The sequence below is a fragment of the Rhizobium anhuiense bv. trifolii genome (genome assembly GCF_024346605.1).
GTDB classification, from domain to species: Bacteria; Pseudomonadota; Alphaproteobacteria; order Rhizobiales; family Rhizobiaceae; genus Rhizobium; species Rhizobium anhuiense.
The window spans coordinates 68,209-91,861 of the sequence record NZ_CP098801.1 but is presented as its reverse complement, the minus strand read 5'-3'; the positions used below and the strand labels follow the sequence as shown (position 1 = coordinate 91,861).

Here is a 23,653-nt window from a genome sequence, read left to right as displayed (position 1 = left end):
CTATACTCTCCGGTTTAATTTCCATATATTCCATATTTTCCATCTTTTCAAGAAAATGGCGTTCACGCGCCCTCGACGAGAATTCTCAAGGCTCTCCACCCGTATCATTCAAGGGCACTTTGACCCCGCCGCAACCCGCGCTACATATTTCAGCGGGAGGAGTGCCATGTTTGATTTTTCGCTCGGCGAAACCGCGGACGCGATCCGTGAAACGACGGCGCGGTTTGCTGCCGCTCATATTGCTCCGCTGGCTGCGGAAATCGACGAAAGCAACACGTTTCCACGCCAGCTCTGGCCTGAGATGGGCGCCCTCGGCCTGCATGGGATTACCGTCGAGGAAGAATTCGGCGGCGCCGGTCTCGGTTATCTCGATCATGTCGTCGCCATGGAGGAGATTTCACGGGCCTCGGCTTCCGTGGGCTTGAGTTACGGTGCCCATTCCAATCTCTGCGTCAACCAGATCCGCCGCTGGGCCTCGCCGGAACAGAAACGCCGTCATCTGCCGAAACTGATCTCCGGCGAACATGTGGGTTCTCTTGCCATGTCCGAGGTGGGCTCCGGTTCCGATGTCGTCTCCATGCGCTTGCGTGCCGAGAAAAAGGGGGACCGCTATGTTCTGAACGGCGCCAAATTCTGGATCACCAACGCGCCGCATGCCGATGTGCTGGTCGTCTATGCCAAGACCGATCCCGCAGCCGGCCCGAAAGGCATTTCCGCCTTCATCGTCGAAAAGGGCCTGCCGGGCTTCAGCGTCTCCAAGAAACTCTCCAAGCTCGGCATGCGCGGCAGCGATACCGCCGAACTGGTCTTTCAGGATTGCGAGGTGCCGGCCGAGGCGCTGATGGGCCGGGAGGGAGAAGGCGTGAAGATCCTGATGTCCGGCCTCGACTACGAGCGCGCCGTGCTCGCCGCCGGGCCGCTTGGCATCATGCAGGCCTGCCTCGACGTCGTGCTGCCCTATGTCAGCGATCGCAAACAGTTCGGTAAGCCGATCGGTGACTTCCAGCTGATGCAGGGCAAGATCGCCGACATGTATGTCGCGCTGAATTCGGCGCGCGCCTATGTCTATACCGTTGCCCGGGCCTGCGATGCCGGCCGCGCGACGCGCACGGATGCGGCCGCCGCGATCCTCTTTGCCAGCGAGAATGCCGTGAAGGTCTCGCTGGAAGCGATCCAGGCACTCGGCGGCGCCGGCTATACCAAGGAATGGCCGGTCGAACGCTTTTTGCGCGACGCCAAGCTCTACGATATCGGCGCCGGTACCAACGAGATCCGCCGCTACCTGATCGGCCGGGAGCTCATCGCATCATGACGGTGATTTCGACTGCGATCGACCGCGATAGCGAGACCTTCAAGGCCAATACAGCCAAGAACAAGGGCCTTAGCGACGAACTCCACGACCGCTCGGCGAAAGCGCGCCAGGGTGGATCGCAGGCAGCGCGCGAGCGCCATACCGGCAAGGGCAAGCTCCTGCCGCGCGACCGGATCCAGCTGCTCATCGATGCCGGCAGCCCGTTCCTGGAGATCGGCACGCTGGCGGCCAACGGCATGTATGATGATGAGGCGCCCGGCGCCGGCATCATAACAGGCATCGGCCGTGTTTGCGGCCGCGAGGTGATGATCGTCGCCAATGACGCGACGGTGAAGGGCGGCGCCTATTACCCCCTGACGGTGAAGAAACATCTGCGGGCGCAGGAGATTGCTCTGCAGAACCGGCTGCCATGCCTCTATCTGGTCGATAGCGGTGGCGCCAATCTCCCGCATCAGGCCGACGTCTTTCCCGACCGCGACCATTTCGGCGCGATCTTCTACAACCAGGCCCAGATGTCGGCCGAGGGAATCCCACAGATCGCCTGCGTGTTGGGAAGCTGCACCGCCGGCGGCGCCTATGTGCCCGCCATGTCCGACGAGACGGTCATCGTGCGCAATCAGGGCACGATCTTCCTCGCCGGTCCGCCGCTGGTGAAGGCCGCGACCGGCGAGATCATCTCGGCCGAAGAGCTCGGCGGCGCCGAGACCCATGGCCGCCGCTCCGGCGTCGTCGATCATGTCGCCGAGAACGATGAACATGCGCTGCTGCTCGTGCGCGATATCGCAGCCACCCTCAACAGTGTGAAATCAGTCGATATCGACCTCCAGCCGCCGCGACCGCCGAAACTCGATCCCGAAGATCTCTGCGGACTCATCCCGGATGATGTGCGTTCACCCTACGACGTGCGCGAGGTCATCGGACGGATCGTCGATGGCTCGGAACTGCATGAGTTCAAGCCGCTCTACGGCACCACGCTGGTCTGCGGTTTCGCCCGCATCTGGGGCATGCCGGTCGCCGTCATCGCCAATAACGGCGTGCTGTTTTCCGAAAGTGCGCTGAAGGGCGCCCATTTCATCGAGCTCGCCTGCCAGCGGCGCATACCCTTGCTTTTCCTGCAGAATATTTCTGGCTTCATGGTCGGCGGCCGCTATGAGGCTGGCGGCATCGCCAAGGACGGGGCCAAGCTGGTGACGGCCGTTGCAACCGCCACCGTGCCGAAGGTCACCGTCATCATCGGCGGCAGTTTCGGTGCCGGCAATTACGGCATGTGCGGCCGCGCCTATCGCCCGCGCTTCCTCTTCACCTGGCCGAACAGCCGCATCAGCGTGATGGGCGGCGAACAGGCGGCCTCTGTGCTTGCCACCATTCGCCGAGATTCCATGGAGGCGCGCGGTGAGAATTGGCCCATGGAAGAGGAGGAAGCCTTCAAGGCGCCGATCCGCGCCGGCTACGAGGCCGAGGGCAATCCCTATTATGCCACCGCCCGCCTTTGGGACGACGGCATCATCGATCCACGCCAGACGCGGGACGTGCTGGGCCTTGCCTTTTCCGCCTGCCTGAATGCGCCGATCCCGAAAGGGCCGCGCTTCGGCCTGTTCAGGATGTGAGGCGTCGATGATGGAAAGCCTGCTCATTGCCAACCGGGGCGAAATCGCCCGCCGCGTCATCCTCACGGCCAGGATGCTCGGCATCCGCACCATTGCCGTCTATTCCGAAGCCGATGCCGGCCTGCCCTTTGTCAGGGAGGCGGACGAGGCGATCGCCATCGGCCCCTCGCCGGCCCGCGAAAGCTATCTCTCGCCGCAGCGCATCCTGGAGGCTGCCCGCAAGAGCGGCGCCGCTGCGATCCATCCGGGCTACGGCTTCCTGTCGGAAAATGCCGATTTTGCCGAGGCGGTGGAGAAGGCCGGCATCGTCTGGGTCGGCGCGCCGGCCGCTGCCATCCGGGCGATGGGGCTCAAGGATGCCGCCAAGGAATTGATGCAGGCAGCCGGCGTGCCCGTGACCCCCGGTTATCTCGGATCGGACCAGGGCGAAGAGAGGCTGGCGGCGGAAGCCGAGGCCATCGGTTATCCCGTACTCATCAAGGCGGTTGCCGGCGGCGGCGGCAAGGGCATGCGCCGCGTCGACCGCGCGCAGGATTTCGCCGAACGTCTCGCCTCCTGCCGCCGTGAGGCGGCCGCCGCTTTCGGCGACGACCGCGTTCTGATCGAACGCTATATCGCCAATCCGCGCCATATCGAGGTGCAGGTTTTCGCCGACAAGCTCGGCAATTGCGTGCATCTCTTCGAACGCGATTGTTCGCTGCAACGCCGTCATCAGAAGGTGATCGAGGAGGCCCCTGCCCCCGGCCTCGATGCCGCCACCCGGGCGGTGATCTGCGAGGCGGCGGTCAAGGCCGCAAGAGCGGTCAACTATGTCGGCGCCGGCACCATCGAATTCATCGCCGATGCCTCCCAGGGCCTGCATCCTGACCGTATCTGGTTCATGGAGATGAATACGAGGCTGCAGGTAGAACACCCCGTCACCGAGGCGATTACTGGCGAGGATCTGGTGCTCTGGCAGTTGAAGGTCGCGAGCGGCGAGCCCTTGCCGAAAAGCCAGGACGAGATCGCCATGAATGGCTGGGCCTTCGAAGCCCGGCTCTATGCCGAAAATCCGGCCGCCGGTTATCTGCCTTCGACCGGCCGGCTCGACCATCTGCGCCTGCCGCAGTCCGTCCGCGTCGACAGCGGCGTCGAACAGGGCGATGAGATTACCGCCTTCTACGATCCGATGATCGCCAAGATCATCGCGCATGGACCGGACCGCGAGGCAGCCCTTTCGAAACTTGCAGCCGCCTGCGCCGGCATCGAGGTCTGGCCGGTCAGATCCAATGCCGGCCTGCTTGCCCGCATCGCCACCGATCCGGATTTTCGCGCCGCTCGGATCGATACCGGCTTCCTCGACCGCCATGGCGATAGCCTTGTGGCGAGGGAGCCGAGCGAAATCGCGATCGACACCGCAGCCGCCGTGCTTTCAAGAAATACCGATGATGATCCCTGGGCCGCGCTTGCCGGATTCCGCATCGCCGGCGCGGATGACAATCGAGTGCGCATCCGTATCGGCGATCACCTCTTCTGGGGGCAATCACGTCGGAAGCCTGAGGCAAATATCGTCACGATTGGTGAAACGACCGTGCTTTTCGACGCCGGCAATACCTGGCCGATCAGCCTGCCCGTCGCCAGCGAAATCGAGGCGAGCCAGGGTGCGGGCGATGGCGCGATCCTTTCGCCGATGCCCGGCCTCGTGATTTCGGTGGATGTCGCCGAAGGCGATCATGTCGCCAAGGGGGACCGTCTGCTGACGGTCGAAGCGATGAAAATGGAGCATTCGCTGCGCGCGCCTTTCGACGGCATCATCGGAAAACTGCAGGTTTCCACCGGCGCCAGGGTCTCGGAGAACCAGCTGGTCGTCACCGTCACGAAGGAGCAGGATTGATGGCCGGCCGCTATTTCGACGAATGGACGCTCGGCGACCGCATCGCCCACGAGATCCGCCGCACGGTCACCGAGACCGACAACCTGCTGTTTACGACGCTTTCCCACAATCCGCAGCCGCTGCATCTCGATGCCGATTATGCGGCCGGCACCGAATTCGGCCGGATCGTCGTCAACGGCACCTTCACCTTTGCGCTCACCGTCGGCCTCTCGGTCGGCGACACAACGCTCGGCACGCTCGTCGCCAATCTCGGTTACGACAAGGTGACGATGCCGAAGCCGGTCTTCATCGGCGACACGCTGCGGGTGGAAACGGAGGTGACCGAACTGCGCCGCTCGAACTCCCGCCCCGACGCCGGCATCGTCACCTTCCGGCACATCACCCTGAACCAGCGCGGCGAGATCGTCTGCCAGTGCCTGCGCACCGCCATGCTGAAGGTAAAGCCGTCATGAGACTTCGCTCGCTGCTCTTCGTGCCCGGCGATCGGCCGGAGCGTTTCGAGAAAGCACTCGCCTCGGGCGCCGATGCCGTCATTCTCGATCTCGAAGATTCGGTTGCACCCGCCAACAAGCCACGCGCCCGCCAAGCCGTCCACGAATTCGTCCTGCGCCAGACCGGCGAAACCAATCTCCTGATCCGCATCAATCCCCTCGCCTCCCCGGAGTTCGAAAACGACCTTGCCGCTCTGAGTGGCCTCCATCCTTTCGCGATCATGCTGCCGAAGGCCGAGGGGGCGGCTTCGGTGCTGAAGCTCGCAGGCTCACTTGCACCTGAAATCCCCATCTTGCCGATCGCAACCGAAACGCCGTCCGCGATCTTCGAGATCGGCAGCTACCGGGACGTCGCGGCCAGCCTCTGCGGCCTGACCTGGGGTGCCGAGGATCTGCCCGCCGCGATCGGGGCTGCGACCGCGCGACGGACGGATGGCCGTTACACGCCGCCTTACGAGCTTGCCCGCTCGCTGACGCTCTTCGCAGCCCATGCCGCCGCGGTTCCGGCCATCGACACCGTCTATCCCGATTTCCACGATCATAGCGGTCTCAGGGCCTATGTCGGCCGCGCCCGGCGCGACGGCTTTTCCGGCATGATGGCCATCCATCCGAGCCAGGTCGAAACGATCAACCACGCCTTTACGCCGGATGCATCCGAGATCGCCTGGGCGGAGAAAGTCGCCGCCGCCTTTGCCGCCAGGCCCGACGCAGGTGTCATTCAACTTGACGGGCGCATGCTGGATCTGCCGCATCTCAAGCTCGCGCTCCGCATCCTGGAGATATCAGGACGATAGTCAGGGAACGCGTTTGACCGCCTTCTGCCGATCAGCCCGATTTCGCCGCCTGCTCGGAGGCGACAGGCACTTCTGGCGAGAGATAACCGGCGCCGACGGCGACATAGAGATCCACATAGTCTTTGGCAACCTGCTGCACGGTAGCGGCAAGGCTTGCCTCAGCATCGGAAACCGACCGCTGGGCGTCGAGGACATCGAGCAACGACGAGGCGCCGTCCTTGTAGCTTGCGGTCGACAGTGCCAGGGATTCCTCCGCCGTCTGCACCTGCCTGCGCAACGGCGCCAGTGTCTGCGTGTCGCGGCGAACTGCCGACAGCGCGTTTTCCACCTCTTCGACCCCGTTCAGCACCGCCGCTTTCCAGGCGAGATACTGCGCCCTCGCATCGGATTTCTCGATATCGACATTTGCGCGCAATTTGCCGCCGTCGAAGATCGGCAAGTTGAGCGTCGGTCCGAAGGACCAGCTGGTGAGGCTCGAGCCGCTGGCGCCCGATGATTTGACCCAGCTCGGCGAAATCGAACCGGAGAGCGAGATCGACGGATAAAGCTGGGCTTCGGCAGCACCGATATCGGCGACGGCCGCCGCCAGCTCGCGTTCGGCCTTTCTTATATCAGGACGGTTGCGGATGAGATCGGCCGGAATGCCGGCGCGAATATCGCCGCGGAAAACCGGCTGACCGGCGCTTTTCTGCAGCTCGTCCATCAGCGAGGCCGCCGGCATCCCGAGCAGCGTGGCAATGTGATGGGCCGATTCGGTGAAGCTCTGTTCGAGGCCGGGAATGTCGGACTTTGTCGACTGCACCAGGCCCTCGGCCTGAACGACGTCGAGGCGGGAGGCCGCACCTGCCTTGAGCTGCAACTGCGTGAGTTCGTAAGTTTGCTGGCGGGATTTCAAGCTCGCCTGTGCAAGCGCGATGCGCTCCTGGTAATAGCGGGCGTCGATATAACTCTCGACAAGGTCTTTCAAGAAGGTGAGCTTTGCATTGTCGGCCGTCGCATAGGCGGCTCCCAGCGAGGCGATGGCACTCTCCTTGGAGCGACGGTACTGGCCGAAGATGTCGAGCAGCCAGGAAAGGCTGGCCTCACCGCCTGTGGTATTCGTGGTGCCGACCGTCGTGCGCAGCCGCCCCTTTTCACCGGATACCGTGTGCGAAGCGTCGACACTGAGGCTCGGCAGACCGCCGGCGCCGGCAACCGTGACATTGGCGGCAGCCGAATTGATGCTCTCGAGCGCCTGCAGCACATCGAGGTTTTCGCTGAGGCCATGGGCCACCAAGCCGTCGAGCCGCTTGTCGCGATAGGCCTTCCACCACTCAGCCGTCACGACATTGCCGTTGCTTTTGGTGGTGCCCTCTTCGAATTTGGCAGGAAGCGGCATCTCAGGGGGAACGTGATCCGGACCGCTGACGCAGCCTGCGAGCAGCAGCGTGAAGGCGGATGCGGCGTAGCGGAGGGATGATAGTCTGGTGCGGAGCGACGGACTCACTGGCAAGCTTTCTGAACCGGGATCGGAGATCCAGGCTTAGCGAGGCCAGCGTTAATGGCGGTAAAGAAACTGTAAAGTTAGGTAAAATCCCGGGATGCTTGATCATCAACCGAACCATAGGGCGTCGGCCGTCTCGGAAGTTCCAGCGTGATCGCCAGGCCTCCGGCGTCAGGCAACGACGCATGCGCACGCCCGCCATGGCGCTCGATGGCCTGCCGGGTGATGGCAAGACCCAGGCCGTATCCGCCTCTTGGAACCGCCTCTTTCCCGCGTGAGAACGGCTGGAAGATGCGTTCGAGTTCGTCGCGCCTCACACCTGGCCCCCGATCGGTGACGCAGATTTTGAGGCGCTCGGCCGCCGCCTCGCAAGACACGGATATGTGCGAATGTTCGGCCGTGTATTTGACGGCGTTGCGCACGACGTTTTCGAGTGCCCGGTAGAGCAGCTCGCCTTCGACCTCGGCGCGGAAGCTGCCGTCGACGCTTGTCGTGATCGACACATCTCGTGCCTGGGCTTCGAATGCGGCGTCGCCAAGGATTTCATTCAGCAGTTCGATGACATCCAGGGGCTGGGTCTTCAGCGGCAGGCCGGAGCCGGCGGTGAGCCTGGCAAGGGTCAGAACTTCGCCGACCAGCGCGTCGAGCCGTTCAACCTCCCGGTCCATTCGGTCCAGCATGGCGCCGAGTTTGGCCGGGCTCTGCCGAAGAACGCCGACGGCAGCCTGCAGGCGGGACAGGGGCGAACGCAATTCATGGGAGACATCATGGAACAGCCGCTGCTGCGCATCCTGAAGCTCCTGAAGCCGCGCGGCGGTGGAATCGAAGTCATGCGCCAGCGCAGTGACTTCATCCTTTCGGCCGGCCATCTGGTCGCCGATACGGAAGTCGAAGCGGCCATGGGCGAGCGCGCTCAGGCCGTCGCGCAGATGCACGACGGGTCGAATGAGATAGCGGGCGAGTGCTGCGGCAGCGACCGTACTCGAAACGAAAATCGAAAGCCAAGGCACCAGCAGCGCCAGGTTATCCACCACGTTGAGAAGGAAGTTCGCTTCCGGCGCCACGGAGATCCGGTAGCAAATTCCGTCCTTCAGAATGGACTTCGTCTCTGCCCTACCCCCGTCTCCGCACGCAGGCGACTCCATGGTTTTCGAAAGAGTCAGGCCCAGCGGCACCGTATCTTCACTTGAGCGGATGAAGCGCTCTGCGGCGTCCTCCCCATCCCTTGCGAGGACGTTCGCAGTCAGCTTCAGAATGATCGCTCGCTCCTGGTATTCCCGATCGCGGCCAGGCGGCGGGATCTGAAAGAGGTTGACGATCACGATTATAACAGTGAGCGTCGTTGCAAGCGTCAACCAGATCGTCGCGAAGAATTTCCAGAAAAGCCTAGGCATGGTCAGTCCACGAGAAGTTGATAGCCCTGGCCGCGAACGGACTGGATCCAGGATTGCCCGTCCTCCCTCAGTCCGAGCTTCTGGCGCACGCTGCTGATATGGACGTCGATACGGCGATCGAACGGGGTCAGCGGCTTGCCGAAGGCCCGTTTCGAAATGTCCTGCTTCGACACGAGCTGGCCGGCGCTGCGGGCAAGCACTTCGAGCAGGCTGAACTCGGTGCCGGTCAGCTCCAGGCTTTCTCCGCGCCATTCGGCGATCCTGCTGCCCGGATGGAGCACGAGCTGCCCCGCCCTGATCGTGTCGGTCGACGCGCCGGCTGCCGGCTGCCCCGCCCGGCGCAGGATGGCGCGCAGCCTCGCCGCCAGTTCGCCCGGCGAGCATGGCTTCGGCACATAGTCGTCGGCACCGAGATTGAGGCCCGATATCCTGTCCACGTCATCGCCCCTTGCGGTCAGCATCAGCACCGGAACCTGGCTGAGCTTCCTGATCCTCTGCAGAACCTCGATCCCGTTCATCCGAGGCATCATGATGTCGAGCACGATGATATCGACCGTATTGCCGGCAGCAGCGGCAATGGCAGCGCGACCGTCCGTATCCGTTACGACGTCATATCCCTCTTCAACGAGATATTCCTGCAGAAGCGTCGTCAGCTCGGCATCGTCGTCGATGAGGAGAACCTTGTTCATTCACTTCGTCCGTCATTAATTCGATGAAGCCATACAGCACAAACACCGTCGCGTGAGCGAGTTTTACCTATCTTAACACTAACTTGACCGCACTTAACGTTCGCCCCGTTACTTATCCTGCCATGACATGGACGCGCGGCGAGGCCGGTTGCGCGCATGAGTGGCAATCATCCGCCAAGTTGGCGCGGATCGGGAAAGGGCAGCGATGCCTTTGACCACAAGGAGTGCATCATTGAGAAAACCATCTGGAATATTCGCCACCGCTCTTATTGCGGTAGCGCTTCTGCTGCCGCTGCGCAGTGCCGTGGCGGATCAAGCCGCCGCCGCCGCCCTGACCGTCTCGCTGGCGGCGCCGGCTGAGCGGGACTGGCCGGAAACCGTTCCGGCAAGCGGCTGGCTAAAACCCTGGCAGGAAGCCATCATCGCCTCCGAGACGAGCGGACTTCGCATCACCGAAATCCTGGCCGATGTCGGCTCCGTGGTTAAGAAGGGGCAGACCCTCGTCCTGATGTCGCAGGACAGTGTGCAGGCCGATCTTCGCAAGCAGGAGGCGGCCGTCATGACCGCGAAGGCAAACCTCACAAAGGCAAAGGCCAATGCCGATCGCGCTCGCCAGCTTCAACCCTCCGGCGCCCTCTCGGACGAGAAGATCGTCGAATATCTTGCCGACGAACAGACCGCGGCGGCAAGTCTCCAATCCGAAGAGGCAGCGCTCGACAGCCAGAAGATCAAGCTCGACCAGACAACCGTCACGGCCGTCGATGACGGTCTGATAACCTCGCGCTCGGCCGAGCTCGGCGCCGTCGTTTCCTCCGGCAGCGAATTGTTTCGCATGGTCCGCCAGCAGCGGGTCGAATGGCAGGCCGAGGTTTCCGCCCGCTACCTCTCGCGCATTTCGGAAGGATTGCGCGTCGACATCGACGGGCCGGACGGACGCCGCATTCAGGGCAAGGTGAGGCTCGTCGGACCTTCGATCGACACCAATACGAGCCGGGCGATCGTCTATGTCACCCTTCCCCAGGACGTTCAGCCGCGCACCGGTCTTTATGTCACCGGCACCGTCGAACTCAGGACCACGCCAGCGCTGACGGTTCCCGAGACCGCGATCGTTTTCCGTGACGGGATCAACTACGTCTTTGCGGTCGGCGAGGACAAGCGGGTAAAACGGGTGCGGGTCGAGACCGGGCGCCGCAATGACGGCGAAGTCGAGATCATCTCGGGCATTGATAAATCGGCGAGAGTGGTGACGTCGGGCGGAGCGTTTCTGTCGGACAACGATCTCGTGAAAGTCGCGGGAGAAGGCTGATGAACTTTTCCGCATTTTCAATCCGCAATCCCGTACCGGCGATCCTGCTCTTTGCGATGCTTGCCGTCGGCGGCCTGCTGGCCTTCAAGCATCTGGCGGTGCAGAACTTCCCTGATATGGATCTTCCGACCATCAAAGTGACTGCGACGCTCGACGGCGCCGCACCTTCGCAGCTGGAAACCGAGGTCGCCCGCACGATCGAGGACAATCTTGCCTCGCTGAGCTATCTCGACCACATCACGACAACGATTACCGACGGCTCGGTGTCGATCAGCGTCTCCTTCAAACTGGAGAAGGACAGCGAGACCGCCTTGAACGAAGTCCGCAATGCCGTGGACAGCGCAAAGTCCGATCTGCCGGCGCAGATGCAGACGCCAAGCGTCAGCAAAGTCACCGTGCAGAATTCGGCGCTGGTCACCTATGCTGTCCGGTCTTCCGTCCTCAACGAAACCGAGCTCTCCTGGTTCATCGACAACGATCTGACCAAGGCGCTGCTCTCGGTGCCGGGCGTTGGACAGGTCAATCGTATCGGTGGTGTCGATCGCGAGGTTCACGTCGACCTCGATCCGACGACGATGGCCGCATTCGGCGTCACGGCGACCACTGTGTCGGCGCAGTTGAAATCGGTTCAGGCCGATACCTCAGGTGGCCTCGGAGAGATTGGCGGCACCCGTCAGACCTTGCGCACGCTCGGCGCCGTTGCCTCGGTCGACGCGCTGAAGGAACTGCGAATTCCCCTGGCCAACGGGCAGCAGGTTCGCCTCGACGACGTCGCATCCGTCACCGACAGCTTCGCGGAGCGATCTTCGATGGCCTATCTCGACGGCAAACCGGTGGTGGCGGTCGAGATCAAGCGCTCGAACGGCTTTTCGGACAGTGGTGTCGCCGCGGACGTCGACAAGGCAATGAAGGAGTTTGCGGCCAAGCATTCCAACGTGCAGATCGAGGAGGCCTACAGCACGATCGGGCCGATCCTCGACAATTACGACGGTTCGATGCACATGCTGTACGAAGGCGCGATCCTGGCGATCGTCGTCGTCTGGCTCTTCCTTCGGGACTGGCGTGCGACGATCCTGTCGGCCGTGGCGCTGCCATTGTCCGTCATACCGACCTTCCTCGTCATGTACCTGGCCGGATTCAGCCTTAATATCGTCACCCTGCTTGCGCTGTCGCTCGTCGTCGGCATCCTCGTCGACGACGCCATCGTCGAAGTCGAGAACATCGCCCGCCATTTGCAGATGGGCAAGCGGCCGATCGACGCCGCTCTGGAGGCGGCCGACGAGATCGGGCTCGCCGTCATCGCCACCACCTTCACCCTGGTCGCCGTCTTCCTGCCGACGGCCTTCATGAGCGGCATACCGGGGCTCATCTTCCGCCAGTTCGGTATCACCGCCGCCGTTGCCGTCCTCGTTTCGCTCGTTGTCGCACGCCTGCTGACGCCGATGATGGCCGCCTATTTCATGAAGGCCCATCCGAAAGAGGAAAAGGACGGCCGCATCATGCGCGCCTATATGGCAGTCGTGAAAGCCGCCATGAACCACAGGAAGACCACGGTGGCCGTGACCGCCGTCGTCGTCGGGCTTTCGCTGGCCACGATCCCGCTCCTGAAATCCGGCTTCCTGCCCGCTTCCGACGACGCGCGGGCCCAGATCACGCTCACCATGCAGCCGGGCGCCACCATCGAGCAGACAGACGCCACGACAAGGCAGGCCGCCGATATCGTCGGCAAGCTCCAGGACGTGACGCATGTCTTTTCCGCGGTCGGTTCCGCATCCTCGGGCGGCGGCCCAGATTCCAGCACCTCGAGCAGCGTCGGATCCGCGACCATCGTCGCCGTGCTCCCACCCATCGGCGAGCGCGACCGCAAACAGTCGGAAATCGAAAACGACATCCGGCAGGCTCTCTCGGTCCTTCCCGGTGTGCGGATCGCCGTTGGCGGCGGCGGCAACGGCACGAAGCTCGAGATCACCCTTGCCAGTGACGACGCCAACGCGCTCGACAGCGCCGGCACGGCGCTTGAAGAACAGCTGCGCACGCTTCAGGGCATCGGCGCGGTGACATTGACCGCGGCCAGGCAGGCGCCGGAGATCCAGATCACGCCCGATTTCGCCCGCGCAGCAGCGCTCGGGGTGACGTCGAGCGCCATCGCCGAGGCCGTGCGCGTGGCGACGGATGGAGAATATTCCGCCGATTTGCCAAAGCTCAACCTGCCGCAGCGCCAGGTTCCCATCGTCGTCCGCTTCAGCCCCGAGACGCGCACCAAACTCGACGACATCAAGAACATGCGGGTGTCTGGGACGAACGGCAATGTCGATCTCGGGTCGATTGCCGATATCCGGATCGGCGGCAGCCCGTCGGAAATTGACCGCATCGATCGTATGCGCAATGTCACTCTTTCAGTCGAGCTCAACGGCCGCATCCTGGGCGACGTCAACCGCGAGGCGCAGGCGCTGCCGGCGCTTCAGCATCTGCCATCGGGCGTCACCCTTGTCGAACAGGGAGAACTCCAGCGCAGTTCGGAGCTGTTCCAGAGCTTTGGTCTGGCGATGGCAATCGGGGTTTTCTGCATCTACGCGATCCTCGTTCTGCTCTTCCACGACTTCCTGCAGCCCCTCACGCTTCTGATGGCTCTGCCGCTCTCGCTCGGCGGCGCGCTGGTGCCGCTGGTGGTGACCGGAACCAGCTTCTCGATGGCGGCCGTCATCGGGCTGCTCATGCTCATGGGCGTGGTGACGAAGAATTCGATCCTTCTGATCGAATACGCGATCATGTCGCGCCGCCAGGGCATGCCCCGGTTCGATGCTCTTGTGGATGCATGCCACAAACGCGCGCGACCGATCATCATGACCACCATTGCCATGGCATCCGGTATGCTGCCGGTGGCCCTCAGCCTGACAGGCGGCGATTCCAGCTTCCGGCAGCCGATGGCGATCGTGGTGATCGGCGGGGTGATGATGTCGACGCTGCTCAGCCTCGTCGTCATCCCTGTCATCTTCACCTTCGTCGACGACTTGAACGAGGCGCTCAGGCGCCTCGTTCACCGGACCGGCCCGGAAACCGCCGAGGCCGAACCGCATCCATCCAACGATCACACGACGATCACCTTCAAGCCTGAGCTTTCGAAGCGGGGGCAAGGTCAGAGATGACTGCTCTCGCCGGGTTATTGGCCAGAAGGTCCCGCGCCCGATAAGGGCGACGCCTGGCGATCGTCAACCTCTTCGGTCGAGTTCCTCTCCCCCGGAACGAGACCGCGGGACGTAATGCCCCCGCAGGCGGCATCGTGCCGCCTGCGCGTCCTGCACCGTGTGGAAAGTCCAGGCATGCATCGCGTTGGTGGCAACTGCCCTCGTTTGAATCTTTACCAAACTTTACACTTCCTTAACCGCGCTTAACATCCGAACAGCTATTAGAGTTCGACCTCAGCTCAATCCGGAGTGTCGTGTGTCCAAGGCACATCGAAATATTCTGCGTTGCCGCTTCGCGGAGCGGAAAGTCATACTTGCCGAGGCTTCGCGATGCATTCTCAAGTTTAAATCAAGTTATGAGTATTGTTATACTTTCTTGAGCGCACTCTTTATTATGGTAATTCAGTTTTATATTTCAAATCATTACGGCACAACGCCTCATTTCTTGAGACTTAGGAGCAAATCAGACCCTATGGAAAACGCTCGAAAAGAGCGTGATGCTCTGTCGGAAGACATTTCAATTGGTGGAACGGGGTGATTGATGACATGCTCCGGATTAGATCGAGTTCAATACCCTCTTGCACGCCAGCACTCCCTGGCTATGGCGATCGCGGTGACCGGTGGGCTGTTGATGTCGATGCTGCTCAGCCTCATCGTCATCCCTGTCATTTTCACACACGTCGACGACCTGAACGAGCCGGAAACCGCCGACACAGAAGCGCATTCATCCAACGATCACACGACGATCACCTTCAAGCCCGAACTTTCCAAGGGAGGGCAAGGCCAGCGATGGCTGCTTTGGCGCGCACTGCGGCAGAGAAGATGGGCGGCGTTGCAATGGCAAGAGGGTCGCAACCCGATACGGGCGATTCCTGCCGATCTCAGTGACAACCTCTTCGGTCGAGTTCCTCTCCCCGGAACAAGGCCGCGGGACGTATTCCCCCCGCAGGCGGCGTCAGCCGCCTGCGCGTCCTGCCGTCGTTGACCCGGCTTTCGGGATCGACGGACGGGTCGCGGGCGAATTGAAAACCACCCCCATCCCTGAAAATCGCCAGGTCTAACGACCATGCTTGGCACGCCAGGCGGCAAAATCCTCGATATTGCCCGGCTGTGTTGCCGGATAGAGGCCGATGATCGATTGACCGGCCAGCACCCGTTCTGTGACGAAATCCTCGTAAGCCGTCATTTCCACCGCCTCATCGGCAATCTCGTCGGCCAATTCGGCCGGAATGACGATCACAGCTTCATCGTCGCCCACCATGATATCGCCGGGCCACACCGCCACATCGCCGCAGCCGATCGGCACATTGATGTCGAGCGCTTGATGCAGCGTCAGATTGGTCGGCGCCGACGGGCGGTTGTGATAGGCGGGGATCCCCAGCCCGGCAATTTCCGGGCTGTCGCGAAACCCGCCATCGGTGACGACGCCTGCCACGCCCCGCACCATCAGCCGCGTCACCAGAATAGAGCCGGCGGATGCGGCGCGCGGATTTTTGCGGCTGTCCATCACCAGCACGGCCCCGGCCGGGCAGCTTTCGACGCAGGCGCGCTGCGGATGCTCCGGATTGCGGAAAACCTCGAGCGTGTTCAGGTCTTCGCGCGCCGGAATGTACCGCAGCGTATAGGCCGGGCCGACCATGTTCCGGCCTTTGCCGGCGACCGGCTGCACATCCTGAATGGTCTGGTTGCGCAGGCCGCGCTTGAACAGCGCGGTGCTGATGGTGGCAACGCTGACCTTCATGAGTTTGTCGCGCGTGCTGTCCGAAAGTGTCGTCATGCCTGCATGTCCTCCTGGAAAATGTCTGGCTAGAAAATATCCGGTTCCCCTGCCGCCGGGCCAAATTCCGGCAGCAGATAGTCGAAATCGCAGCCCTTGTCGGCCTGGCTGACATGCGACGCGTACATCCAGCCGTAGCCACGACCGAAACGGTCGGCGGGCTTCACCCAGGCGGCACGGCGCCGCGCCAGTTCGACCTCGTCGACCAGCATGTCCAGCCGGCGGTTGGGAATGTCGATCCTGACGATGTCCCCATTCTGCAAAAGGGCGAGCGGGCCGCCAACATGGGCTTCGGGCGCCACATGCAGCACGCAGGCGCCGTAGCTGGTGCCGCTCATGCGCGCATCCGAGAGCCGCAGCATGTCGCGATGCCCTTGTTTCAGCAGTGCTTTGGGCATCGGCAGCATGCCCCATTCCGGCATGCCGGGACCGCCGAGCGGCCCGGCATTGCGCAGCACCATCACGTGATCGGGCGTCACATCAAGCGTCTCGTCCTCGACTGCGGCCTTCATGTCGGGATAGCTGTCGAAAACCAGGGCGGGACCTTGATGGACATGGAAGCGCGGGTCGCAGGCCACCGGCTTGATCACCGCGCCATCGGGCGCCAGATTGCCCTTGAGCACGGCCAGCGATCCCTCCGGGTAGATCGGGTTGGAAAGCGGCCGGATCACATCGTCATTATAGACCTTCGCGTCGGCCAGCGCCGCGCCCAGGGGTTCGCCCGAAACCGTCATGGCGCTGAGATCCAGCCGCTCCCTGATCTGCGACATCAGCGCCACGAGGCCGCCGGCATAGTAGAAGTCTTCCATCAGATAGGTCTTTCCGGAAGGGCGGATATTGGCCACGACAGGCGTGGTGCGGCCGAGCGCGTCCAGATCATCCAGCGTCAGCGCGACCCCTGCCCTGCGCGCCATCGCCAGCAGATGGATGACCGCGTTGGTCGAACAGCCTGTCGCCATGGCGACCGTCGCCGCATTGCGCACCGCCGCCGGCGTCACGATCCGGTCCGGCGTCAGATCCTCCCAGACCATGTCGACGATCCGCCGTCCTGACTGGGCCGACATTCGGATATGATTGGCATCGGGCGCGGGAATGGATGATACCCCCGTCAGCGTCAGACCCATCGCATCGGCAATCGCGGTCATGGTCGAGGCCGTGCCCATCGTCATGCAATGGCCGTAGGAACGGGCAATGCCGGCCTCGATGCCGGCCCATTGTTTATCGGATATCGTTCCGGCGCGCCGTTCGTCCCAATATTTCCAGGCATCCGATCCCGATCCAAGCTGCTGGCCGGCATAATTGCCGCGCAGCATCGGCCCCGCCGGCAGGTAGATCATCGGCACCCCGGCGCTGAGCGCCCCCATGATGAGGCCCGGCGTGGTCTTGTCGCATCCGCCCATCAACACCACGCCGTCGACCGGGTGGGCCCGGATCTGCTCTTCGGTCTCCATCGCCAGAAGGTTGCGATAGAGCATGGTCGTGGGCTTCATGAAATTCTCTGACAGCGCCAGCGCCGGCATTTCCACCGGAAAGCCGCCGGCCTGGAGCACGCCGCGCTTCACGTCTTCGACGCGATGCTTGAAATGGGCGTGGCAGGGATTGAGATCCGACCAGGTCGACAGGATGCCGATCAGCGGCTTGCCGGCCCAATCGCCGGCGTCGTAGCCCATCTGCATCAGGCGCGAGCGATGGCCGAAGCCGCGCAGGTCTTCGGATGCGAACCAGCGCGCCGATCGCAGGTCTTCCCGTGTCTTCGTCACTTTCAAAGACATGCCGACATGCCTCCATCCACGTAAACTATGTGACCGTTGACATAGCTTGAAGCGTCCGAAGCGAGAAAGATACAGGCGCCCGTCAATTCCTCAAGCCTGCCCCAGCGGCCGGCCGGCGTGCGCCGTTCGATCCAGCTCGAAAACTCCGCATCGGCGACGAGCGCGGCATTGAGCGGGGTATCGAAATAGCCGGGGGCTATGGCATTGACCGCCAGTCCATAACGCGCCCACTCGGTCGCCATGCCTTTGGTGAGATTGCCAAGCGCACCCTTGCTTGCGGTATAGGGCGCAATTCCCGGCCGGGCGAGCGCCGTCTGGATCGAAGCGATGTTGATGATCTTGCCGCGCCCGCGCTTGATCATGTGGCGGGAGACGGCTTGCCCGACATTGAAGGCGCTGGAGACGTTCGTGCGCATCAGCAGCTCGAACATCTCGGGGTCGAACTCCTCCAGGGGCGCGCGATGCTGCATGCCGGCATTGTTGACCAGAATATCGATCGGCCCGCTGGCTTGCTCGAATGCGTCGATGGCGGCTCGCACGGCCTTGGCGTCGGTCGCATCGAACAAAAGTGTCCGCGGCGGCGTGCCGGCACCGCCCAGGCCCTCGGCTGCAGCGGCGAGCTTTCCAGCATCACGGCCATTGAGGACGATTTCGGCGCCTGCCGCAGCAAGGCCCTGAGCCAGGCTGAAGCCGATGCCCTGGCTCGATCCGGTGATAAGCGCCCTTTTGCCGGACAGATCGAACAGTTCAATACCCTTTGGCACGGCAGCACTCCTCATGACAGCGGCGTCATCGCTTCGAAATCGGGCAAGGCGCCGCTCGCATAGCCGACGGCCCCGAGCGAAGCGATGGCGATCCGGCCGTCGCGGATCGACAGCAGCGGTCCATCGGGACCCTGCTCGTAGAGATCGGGATGAGCCGCGGCAAAGCGCGCCTTCTCTGCCTGCGGCGCGCCCTGCATGCCGGCGACATAGTGATGACCGTTGCGCTCGACATGGGAGAGGCCAAGCAAGGACACCAGCGCCAGATCCTGCTGCACGGCAAGCCCGGCCTGGCAGGTCAGATCCTCGCCCGAGAGGAACAGTCCCGGCACCGCTCCGGTTCTGATGCGGATCGCTTTCATGAGCGAGCGATAAATGCCCTTGCAGGTTTTCGAGGAGACGCCGGTGTAACCGAGCCCGCGGGCGGGGGCGAAGGCCTCGTCGCCGTCGTCGCTCTCATCGATCAGGAAGGGCAATTGCGCCGCGAGAGCCCCGAGCGGCGTTTCCATGGTGATCGCGCGTGAGAACGGCTGTTCGACAAAGGCGATGGCCGCGCGCAGCCTGGCGAGCTGTGGCATGGCCTCGATCCGCTCCAGCAAGGCGGCAAGCTGTTCGGCAGAGCCGAACTGTTCGTTGCCGTCGACCGTCACCCGATAGTCGGGCACCCTCTCCAGCACGGCGGCGATCCGCAGCAGGCGGTCGATATCGGCCTCGATAGCGCCCGAAAGCTTGATCTTGAACCAGTGATTGCCATAGCGCCTGATCACCGCCTCGAGGCTTTCCGGCAGGCCGTCGTGCACAGGATGGACGATATCGCCCTCTGTGATCGGGTCGAGAAGCCCGATCGTATGCCGCGCCGAGATCGCGCCGGCAGGGCGAAGATCGGCCAGCACCGCCGAGGCGGCGTCCGCGTCGATATCGCCGGGCAGCATCGGGCCGCCGATGCCGACGAGATTGCCTCGCACCGCCTCGAAGAAGGAAAGTCCCGCAAGGCGGCAATAGGCATCGAGCGCGGCGCGGGCGATCAGCGACGGGCCGAAACCGGCGGCCAGCGGATTTCCAGGCAGGCGCCGCACCGTTTCCATCTCGTTCAGGCGGGCTGCGGCAAACAATGTCGTCGGCTGAGACGGTTCGAGCGAGGCAGCGGCAGCCGCACGGATCGAGGTGCGCAACTGATCGACATTTTGCGCCGGCGTCAGCGCCGGATCCTTGTCGAACCATTTCGGCACCATCAATTCGGCGGCGCCGCCGATGGCGGTTCGCCCCTTTTCGTCCTCGACGCGGACCCCGAGGAAGGCTTGCGGCGCCTTTTCAAGGGTGGCCGCGCCAAAGCGGAACGGCAGACGCAGGCTGATATCGCGCTCGAAGGCGTCGATCTCGATGATCTTGATGCGTGGGGCAGTCACGGAACCTCCAATACTTCTGTCCACCGTCACGCCATCCGGTCGAGCATGGCGCGGGTCACTTCATGCCGGAGCGGTTCGCGGCGAAGCAGCCGGCCGATCTCGTCCACCATGGTCTGTCCCTGCGCGAAATGCGCCTCTTCAGTATGGCCGGCAGCATGCGGTGAAATGGTGACATTGGCCAGGGCCGGATCGCGGAACGGGCTATCCGGAGGCAGCGGCTCGTCGTCAAAGACGTCGAGCGCCGCCTCGATACGGCCGGAGCGGATCGCGGCGAGCAGCGCTGCCTCGTCGACCAGCTGCGAGCGCGCCGTATTGATGAAGAGTGTGCCGAGGCGCAGCAGCGCCAGTTCGTGGGCACCGATCATCCGGCGCGTTTCGGGCAGGACAGGCGCATGCAGGGAAATCACGTCGCTTTGCACGAGCATATCGTTCAGCCCGGCGCTGACAACGCCGAGGGCTGCGGCCTCGCTCTCATCCAGGAACGGATCGACGACCAACACGCGGCAACCGAAGGGAACGAGCAGGCGCATCACCGCCCGCCCGACATAGCCGGCGCCGACGATGCCGACCGTTCTGGCGCCCAGCAATCTCTGCGGCACGGCGGCGCGAACGTCGAGCCATTCACCACCATTGCGCAAGTGATGATGCAGCCGATGAATGCCGCGCATGGCGAGCAGCGCTTCGGCGACGACGAATTCGGCAACCGAGGCGGCAATTTTCGAGGCGGCATGGGTCACGCGAAGGCCATCGTCGAACAGACGCGCCGGGACCAGTGTGCGGACACTGCCTGCCGAATGAGCGACAAGGGCGAGCTGCGGATGGCGGGCGCGCACGGCGGGGTCGAAGGGCGGTGTGCCCCATCCGGTGAGGCATGCGGTGGCGCCTTGCAGCAGGTAGTCGACATCGCCGGCGTCGATTGTGGCGCCGGCCGGCCAGCGCACCGCGCCAAGGGCGTTCAATTGGGTTATCGCCGCATCGTCCAGCATCATCCGGCGGGTCTTTTCGGTCAGCAATACGGCAATGACGGGAGCCTGTTCGTTCATGGTTCTACTCTTTCGCTGCGGCGACCAGGCGCCTGAGATGGGCGAGATCGGCGCGGACCTTGTCGAGCGCCTGTTGCCGGGGAACCCGGTATTGCGAATGCACCGACAACACACCGGTAAATCCTGTCGTCACCATATGCCGAACGATGTCGCTCCACGGCACCATGCCTTCGTCGAGCCCGTACCAGTCCGAATGCCATGCGCGCTGGCCGTGGGCTCCGTAAGTGCCGGGGAACCAACCGCTGTTCTTGACGCCCATGCAGCAGAACCACGGATCAAGAATGTCGAGGGTCAGACGCCAGTCTTCGCTTCCCTCGCGAATGATCTGATTGGCCGGATCGACATAAGCGCCGATCCTGACGGGATCTCGCCCGGCCAGCAATTGCACCGCCAGCGCGCCCGAGCTGTGCAGGGTCCCGCCGTGGAGCTGGATGGTCAGCGTGACGGCGAAGCGTTCGGCCAGGCGCTCGAAGCCGTCGAGATCACGCCGCGCCTCATCGAGCTGAACCTGCCAGCGCCGCAACGGGTCGTAACGCCAGAAGCCAAGCCTGATCTGGCCGATGCCGGCCTCGCCGCAACAGCCGAGAAGCCGGGATGCGGCATCGTCGGGCCGTGTGGAATCGATGGTCGCCATCGGAGCACGCACCCCGGCTGCGGCAAAGAGTTTTACGGCCTTGACGATCTCGTCCGGCCTGTCTGGGGAAACGGCATGGCCATCTCGAATGAGAAGATCGGCACAATCGAATCCCAGGCCGGCAGTGATCTCGGCCGCCCTCTCGAGCGGCAGGCCCTCCAGGGTCTTGGTGAAATAGGCGATATCCATGGATCAGATCCCAGAGAGAAAGGCGCTGTTCATGAGCGGGCGATACAAAGCTCGCTGCGGCGGCCGAATGCATCGCGGGCGCAGACCGCATACCGCACGCCCTCCGGCGGCGACATATGCAGGAATGCGGTCGAGATCAGCGGCGCGGGACTGACCTTTTCAAACGTCCCGCCATCGGCGCTGGCCAGGACATCGTAGAAGATGGCAGGGCCGGCATCGCCGGCAGCCCAGAACAGCATGCGCTCCTCCCGGCCGCCGAGACCGAGGTAGCGTTCGACGACAAGGCCGGTCGGTGCAGCCGGGGCCGCGCTGGTGTCGGGAACGACAAGCACCTGCGTCAGTGACGGCAGCGGCACATCGAGATCGACACTGATCCGGCCGTCGTCGCAGGCGACGACGCTGACTGGATGCAGCAAGGCGGGCTCCTGTGCCCGGCGCAGCTCGGCAAACTGCGCTTCATCAGGTGCCGGCGGCGCGCCGACCGGCTCGAAGGGGCCGCGCGGGTTGCTTTCGTCGCGCTGGGCTTCCCAGACCTCCATCGGATTGGTGAATTCCTCGTCGATGCGCAGCAGGCAAAGCGCATGGCGGCCAGGAACCAGGCCGCTCACCTCGAGGCGGACGGCGGTCCGGCCCGAACGGTTGATGGCATCGACACTGTGGATGAGGCTGATGGAAACACCGCCGCCCGGCAGCCGTGTCGGCAGGATCGCCAGGCCATCCTGGTCGGGAGCAAGCGGCGGTTCGGCCGTCACCTTGCAGACGGTATCGCCAAGCGTTGCGAGCAGTTCCATCGATGTCAGGCCGGGCTTCTTGATGATGTCGAAGGGCGGCGCCCGATCGACATCCGTCACCACAGTGCTGAGATCGGTCTTGTGCTCCCATTGCGCCTTGGTGAAATTGCGCGGGCCGAAATAGGCAAAGATGGTGCGCTGGCTCCAGCCGCCGATAAAGGCATGGTCATTGCTGAGGAAGGTGAAATTCGCCGCTTTCGGGGCGATGATGCGGCGGTCGTGCTGTTCGATGATGCGGGCGATGATCCCGGCGTAATAGGCTTTGCCGTGCCAGCTATGATGATCGCTCCAGCCGAGCTGCGGATCGCATTCGTCGTTGATCACGGGCAGGCCCGCGAGACGCGGGTGATTCTCCTTGAGATAATCGACGACGAGAAGCGTGCGGTCGACGATGCCGTTGGTTTTCGGGGTCAGATCTTCCTTGCTGCCATTGACGCCCTTTTCGTGGATCGAGATGTAGTCGAGGCGCGGCGGGCCGTTGCCGGTCAGGCAGCTCGTGCCGCTGTCGCAATGCGCCATCAGGGCGCGAAAGATCGGCGAGAGCGTGCGGGCGGTGCCAGGCCCGCCCATCGGCAGGCTGGGATCGACGGCATCGAGGCCGGCGACGCAGGCGTCGTAGTAATTGGTGTAACCCTTGATCCCATAGGTCCACCAGCCGGAGTCGGCCTCGTTCGTCGTTTCGAAATACCATGTTCGCAATTCGTCCATGCCGTAACGTGCGCCATAGCGATCTGCCGTCACCGTCACGAGATCGCGCCAGCGCTTGACCTGATCCATATCCTCATAGTCGGTGAACACACCCGACGGGTTGCCCATCAGCTCGAAGAACGGCTTCAGGCGGTGTTCGATCATCACGTCGAGCGCGCGGTCGAGCAGGGACCAGTCGTAGCCGGCCCCGCCCTTTGCGCTCAGCAGATTGTAGAGATAATGCACACGCAGGAACTTGATGCCCTCATTCGGCAGGCCGCCGATATAGGCGAGCATCTGGCGCATCTCGGGCTCGAGCAGCAGCTCGGCCGGCGAAAAGCCGGTGCCGCGCCAGAACCGGTTGAACGGGCGCACCGCTTCACCGGCATCAATATTTATTCGCGTACGTTCACGCATGGGTCGTCTCTCCTTGGGCGGAAATTTGGCGGCGCGCCGCAA

The 23,653-nt window shown here is 63.2% G+C and carries 17 protein-coding genes and 1 pseudogene; 8 read left to right on the top strand and 10 right to left on the bottom strand.

The genetic code is table 11. The features are described 5' to 3' along the window. Positions 1 to 166: 166 nt before the first annotated feature. The 5 genes from NE851_RS00465 to NE851_RS00445 are packed head-to-tail and all read left to right on the top strand — an operon-like array spanning position 167 to position 6,077. Complete coding sequence (locus tag NE851_RS00465; protein ID WP_097542477.1) at positions 167 to 1,312, top strand: isovaleryl-CoA dehydrogenase; 1,146 nt, start codon at positions 167 to 169, stop codon at positions 1,310 to 1,312. Next, positions 1,309 to 2,919 (top strand): carboxyl transferase domain-containing protein, encoded by a 1,611-nt coding sequence (locus tag NE851_RS00460; protein ID WP_097630238.1) that lies wholly within the window; start codon positions 1,309 to 1,311, stop codon positions 2,917 to 2,919. Before NE851_RS00465 ends, NE851_RS00460 begins: the two co-directional genes overlap by 4 nt. A 7-nt stretch (positions 2,920 to 2,926) precedes the next feature. Then, complete coding sequence (locus NE851_RS00455) at positions 2,927 to 4,792, top strand: acetyl/propionyl/methylcrotonyl-CoA carboxylase subunit alpha (RefSeq protein ID WP_097630237.1); 1,866 nt, start codon at positions 2,927 to 2,929, stop codon at positions 4,790 to 4,792. Continuing rightward, the gene (locus NE851_RS00450) at positions 4,792 to 5,244 is read left to right on the top strand and encodes a MaoC family dehydratase (RefSeq protein ID WP_097542480.1); all 453 of its coding nucleotides are present in this window, start codon (positions 4,792 to 4,794) and stop codon (positions 5,242 to 5,244) included. The genes NE851_RS00455 and NE851_RS00450 overlap by 1 nt, the downstream gene beginning before the upstream one ends. Then, positions 5,241 to 6,077, top strand: a complete 837-nt coding sequence (locus NE851_RS00445) for an HpcH/HpaI aldolase/citrate lyase family protein (RefSeq protein WP_097630235.1) — start codon at positions 5,241 to 5,243, stop codon at positions 6,075 to 6,077. The genes NE851_RS00450 and NE851_RS00445 overlap by 4 nt, the downstream gene beginning before the upstream one ends. 31 nt (positions 6,078 to 6,108) lie before the next feature. Here the strand turns inward: NE851_RS00445 and NE851_RS00440 are convergent, their stop codons facing one another. The 3 genes from NE851_RS00440 to NE851_RS00430 all read right to left on the bottom strand — a co-directional run bounded on the left by NE851_RS00440 (position 6,109) and on the right by NE851_RS00430 (position 9,643). Further along, positions 6,109 to 7,563, bottom strand: coding sequence for an efflux transporter outer membrane subunit (locus tag NE851_RS00440; protein WP_097630234.1), 1,455 nt, complete (start codon positions 7,561 to 7,563; stop codon positions 6,109 to 6,111). Positions 7,564 to 7,640: 77 nt separating this feature from the next. Then, entirely contained in the window at positions 7,641 to 8,954 is a 1,314-nt protein-coding gene (locus tag NE851_RS00435; protein ID WP_254955581.1) for a HAMP domain-containing sensor histidine kinase, read from the bottom strand. 2 nt (positions 8,955 to 8,956) lie between these two features. After that, entirely contained in the window at positions 8,957 to 9,643 is a 687-nt protein-coding gene (locus NE851_RS00430; RefSeq protein WP_047614748.1) for a response regulator, read from the bottom strand. Positions 9,644 to 9,848: 205 nt separating this feature from the next. Between NE851_RS00430 and NE851_RS00425 the strand changes: the two genes are divergently transcribed. From NE851_RS00425 to NE851_RS35405, 3 genes and pseudogenes are all read left to right on the top strand, one after another. Then, positions 9,849 to 10,949, top strand: a complete 1,101-nt coding sequence (locus NE851_RS00425; protein ID WP_254955578.1) for an efflux RND transporter periplasmic adaptor subunit — start codon at positions 9,849 to 9,851, stop codon at positions 10,947 to 10,949. Then, on the top strand, positions 10,949 to 14,095 hold the full coding sequence (locus tag NE851_RS00420; protein ID WP_254955576.1) for an efflux RND transporter permease subunit: 3,147 nt from the start codon (positions 10,949 to 10,951) through the stop codon (positions 14,093 to 14,095). The genes NE851_RS00425 and NE851_RS00420 overlap by 1 nt, the downstream gene beginning before the upstream one ends. Positions 14,096 to 14,735: 640 nt before the next feature. Beyond that, positions 14,736 to 14,924: pseudogene (locus tag NE851_RS35405) on the top strand (hypothetical protein); the annotation flags it as partial. 267 nt (positions 14,925 to 15,191) lie between these two features. Here the strand turns inward: NE851_RS35405 and NE851_RS00410 are convergent. From NE851_RS00410 to NE851_RS00380, 7 genes are read right to left on the bottom strand one after another with little or no spacing between them, the layout of a single operon-like run. Next, on the bottom strand, positions 15,192 to 15,911 hold the full coding sequence (locus NE851_RS00410) for a ribonuclease activity regulator RraA (protein WP_097630232.1): 720 nt from the start codon (positions 15,909 to 15,911) through the stop codon (positions 15,192 to 15,194). Positions 15,912 to 15,940: 29 nt separating this feature from the next. Then, on the bottom strand, positions 15,941 to 17,683 hold the full coding sequence (gene araD / locus NE851_RS00405; RefSeq protein ID WP_183845086.1) for an L-arabinonate dehydratase: 1,743 nt from the start codon (positions 17,681 to 17,683) through the stop codon (positions 15,941 to 15,943). Then, on the bottom strand, positions 17,674 to 18,462 hold the full coding sequence (locus NE851_RS00400; RefSeq protein ID WP_063475884.1) for an SDR family oxidoreductase: 789 nt from the start codon (positions 18,460 to 18,462) through the stop codon (positions 17,674 to 17,676). Before NE851_RS00400 ends, araD begins: the two co-directional genes overlap by 10 nt. Continuing rightward, positions 18,459 to 19,880, bottom strand: a complete 1,422-nt coding sequence (locus NE851_RS00395; RefSeq protein WP_097622498.1) for an enolase-like domain-containing protein — start codon at positions 19,878 to 19,880, stop codon at positions 18,459 to 18,461. The genes NE851_RS00400 and NE851_RS00395 overlap by 4 nt, the downstream gene beginning before the upstream one ends. Then, positions 19,877 to 20,893, bottom strand: coding sequence for a hydroxyacid dehydrogenase (locus NE851_RS00390; RefSeq protein ID WP_183902850.1), 1,017 nt, complete (start codon positions 20,891 to 20,893; stop codon positions 19,877 to 19,879). The genes NE851_RS00395 and NE851_RS00390 overlap by 4 nt, the downstream gene beginning before the upstream one ends. 4 nt (positions 20,894 to 20,897) lie before the next feature. Further along, positions 20,898 to 21,716 (bottom strand): sugar phosphate isomerase/epimerase family protein, encoded by an 819-nt coding sequence (locus NE851_RS00385; RefSeq protein ID WP_183902851.1) that lies wholly within the window; start codon positions 21,714 to 21,716, stop codon positions 20,898 to 20,900. A gap of 29 nt (positions 21,717 to 21,745) precedes the next feature. Further along, on the bottom strand, positions 21,746 to 23,611 hold the full coding sequence (locus NE851_RS00380; RefSeq protein ID WP_254955550.1) for a GH39 family glycosyl hydrolase: 1,866 nt from the start codon (positions 23,609 to 23,611) through the stop codon (positions 21,746 to 21,748). Between the last annotated feature and the right edge of the window lie 42 nt (positions 23,612 to 23,653).

Bases quoted from the DNA above. Each gene is read 5' to 3' on its own strand.
- araD (WP_183845086.1), bottom strand. From the start codon at position 17,683: ATGTCTTTGAAAGTGACGAAGACACGGGAAGACCTGCGATCGGCGCGC.
- NE851_RS00460 (WP_097630238.1), top strand. From the start codon at position 1,309: ATGACGGTGATTTCGACTGCGATCGACCGCGATAGCGAGACCTTCAAG.
- NE851_RS00420 (WP_254955576.1), top strand. From the start codon at position 10,949: ATGAACTTTTCCGCATTTTCAATCCGCAATCCCGTACCGGCGATCCTG.
- NE851_RS00385 (WP_183902851.1), bottom strand. From the start codon at position 21,716: ATGGATATCGCCTATTTCACCAAGACCCTGGAGGGCCTGCCGCTCGAG.
- NE851_RS00390 (WP_183902850.1), bottom strand. From the start codon at position 20,893: ATGAACGAACAGGCTCCCGTCATTGCCGTATTGCTGACCGAAAAGACC.
- NE851_RS00380 (WP_254955550.1), bottom strand. From the start codon at position 23,611: ATGCGTGAACGTACGCGAATAAATATTGATGCCGGTGAAGCGGTGCGC.
- NE851_RS00455 (WP_097630237.1), top strand. From the start codon at position 2,927: ATGATGGAAAGCCTGCTCATTGCCAACCGGGGCGAAATCGCCCGCCGC.
- NE851_RS00410 (WP_097630232.1), bottom strand. From the start codon at position 15,911: ATGACGACACTTTCGGACAGCACGCGCGACAAACTCATGAAGGTCAGC.
- NE851_RS00430 (WP_047614748.1), bottom strand. From the start codon at position 9,643: ATGAACAAGGTTCTCCTCATCGACGACGATGCCGAGCTGACGACGCTT.
- NE851_RS00425 (WP_254955578.1), top strand. From the start codon at position 9,849: ATGCCTTTGACCACAAGGAGTGCATCATTGAGAAAACCATCTGGAATA.
- NE851_RS00450 (WP_097542480.1), top strand. From the start codon at position 4,792: ATGGCCGGCCGCTATTTCGACGAATGGACGCTCGGCGACCGCATCGCC.
- NE851_RS00465 (WP_097542477.1), top strand. From the start codon at position 167: ATGTTTGATTTTTCGCTCGGCGAAACCGCGGACGCGATCCGTGAAACG.
- NE851_RS00445 (WP_097630235.1), top strand. From the start codon at position 5,241: ATGAGACTTCGCTCGCTGCTCTTCGTGCCCGGCGATCGGCCGGAGCGT.
- NE851_RS00400 (WP_063475884.1), bottom strand. From the start codon at position 18,462: ATGAGGAGTGCTGCCGTGCCAAAGGGTATTGAACTGTTCGATCTGTCC.
- NE851_RS00435 (WP_254955581.1), bottom strand. From the start codon at position 8,954: ATGCCTAGGCTTTTCTGGAAATTCTTCGCGACGATCTGGTTGACGCTT.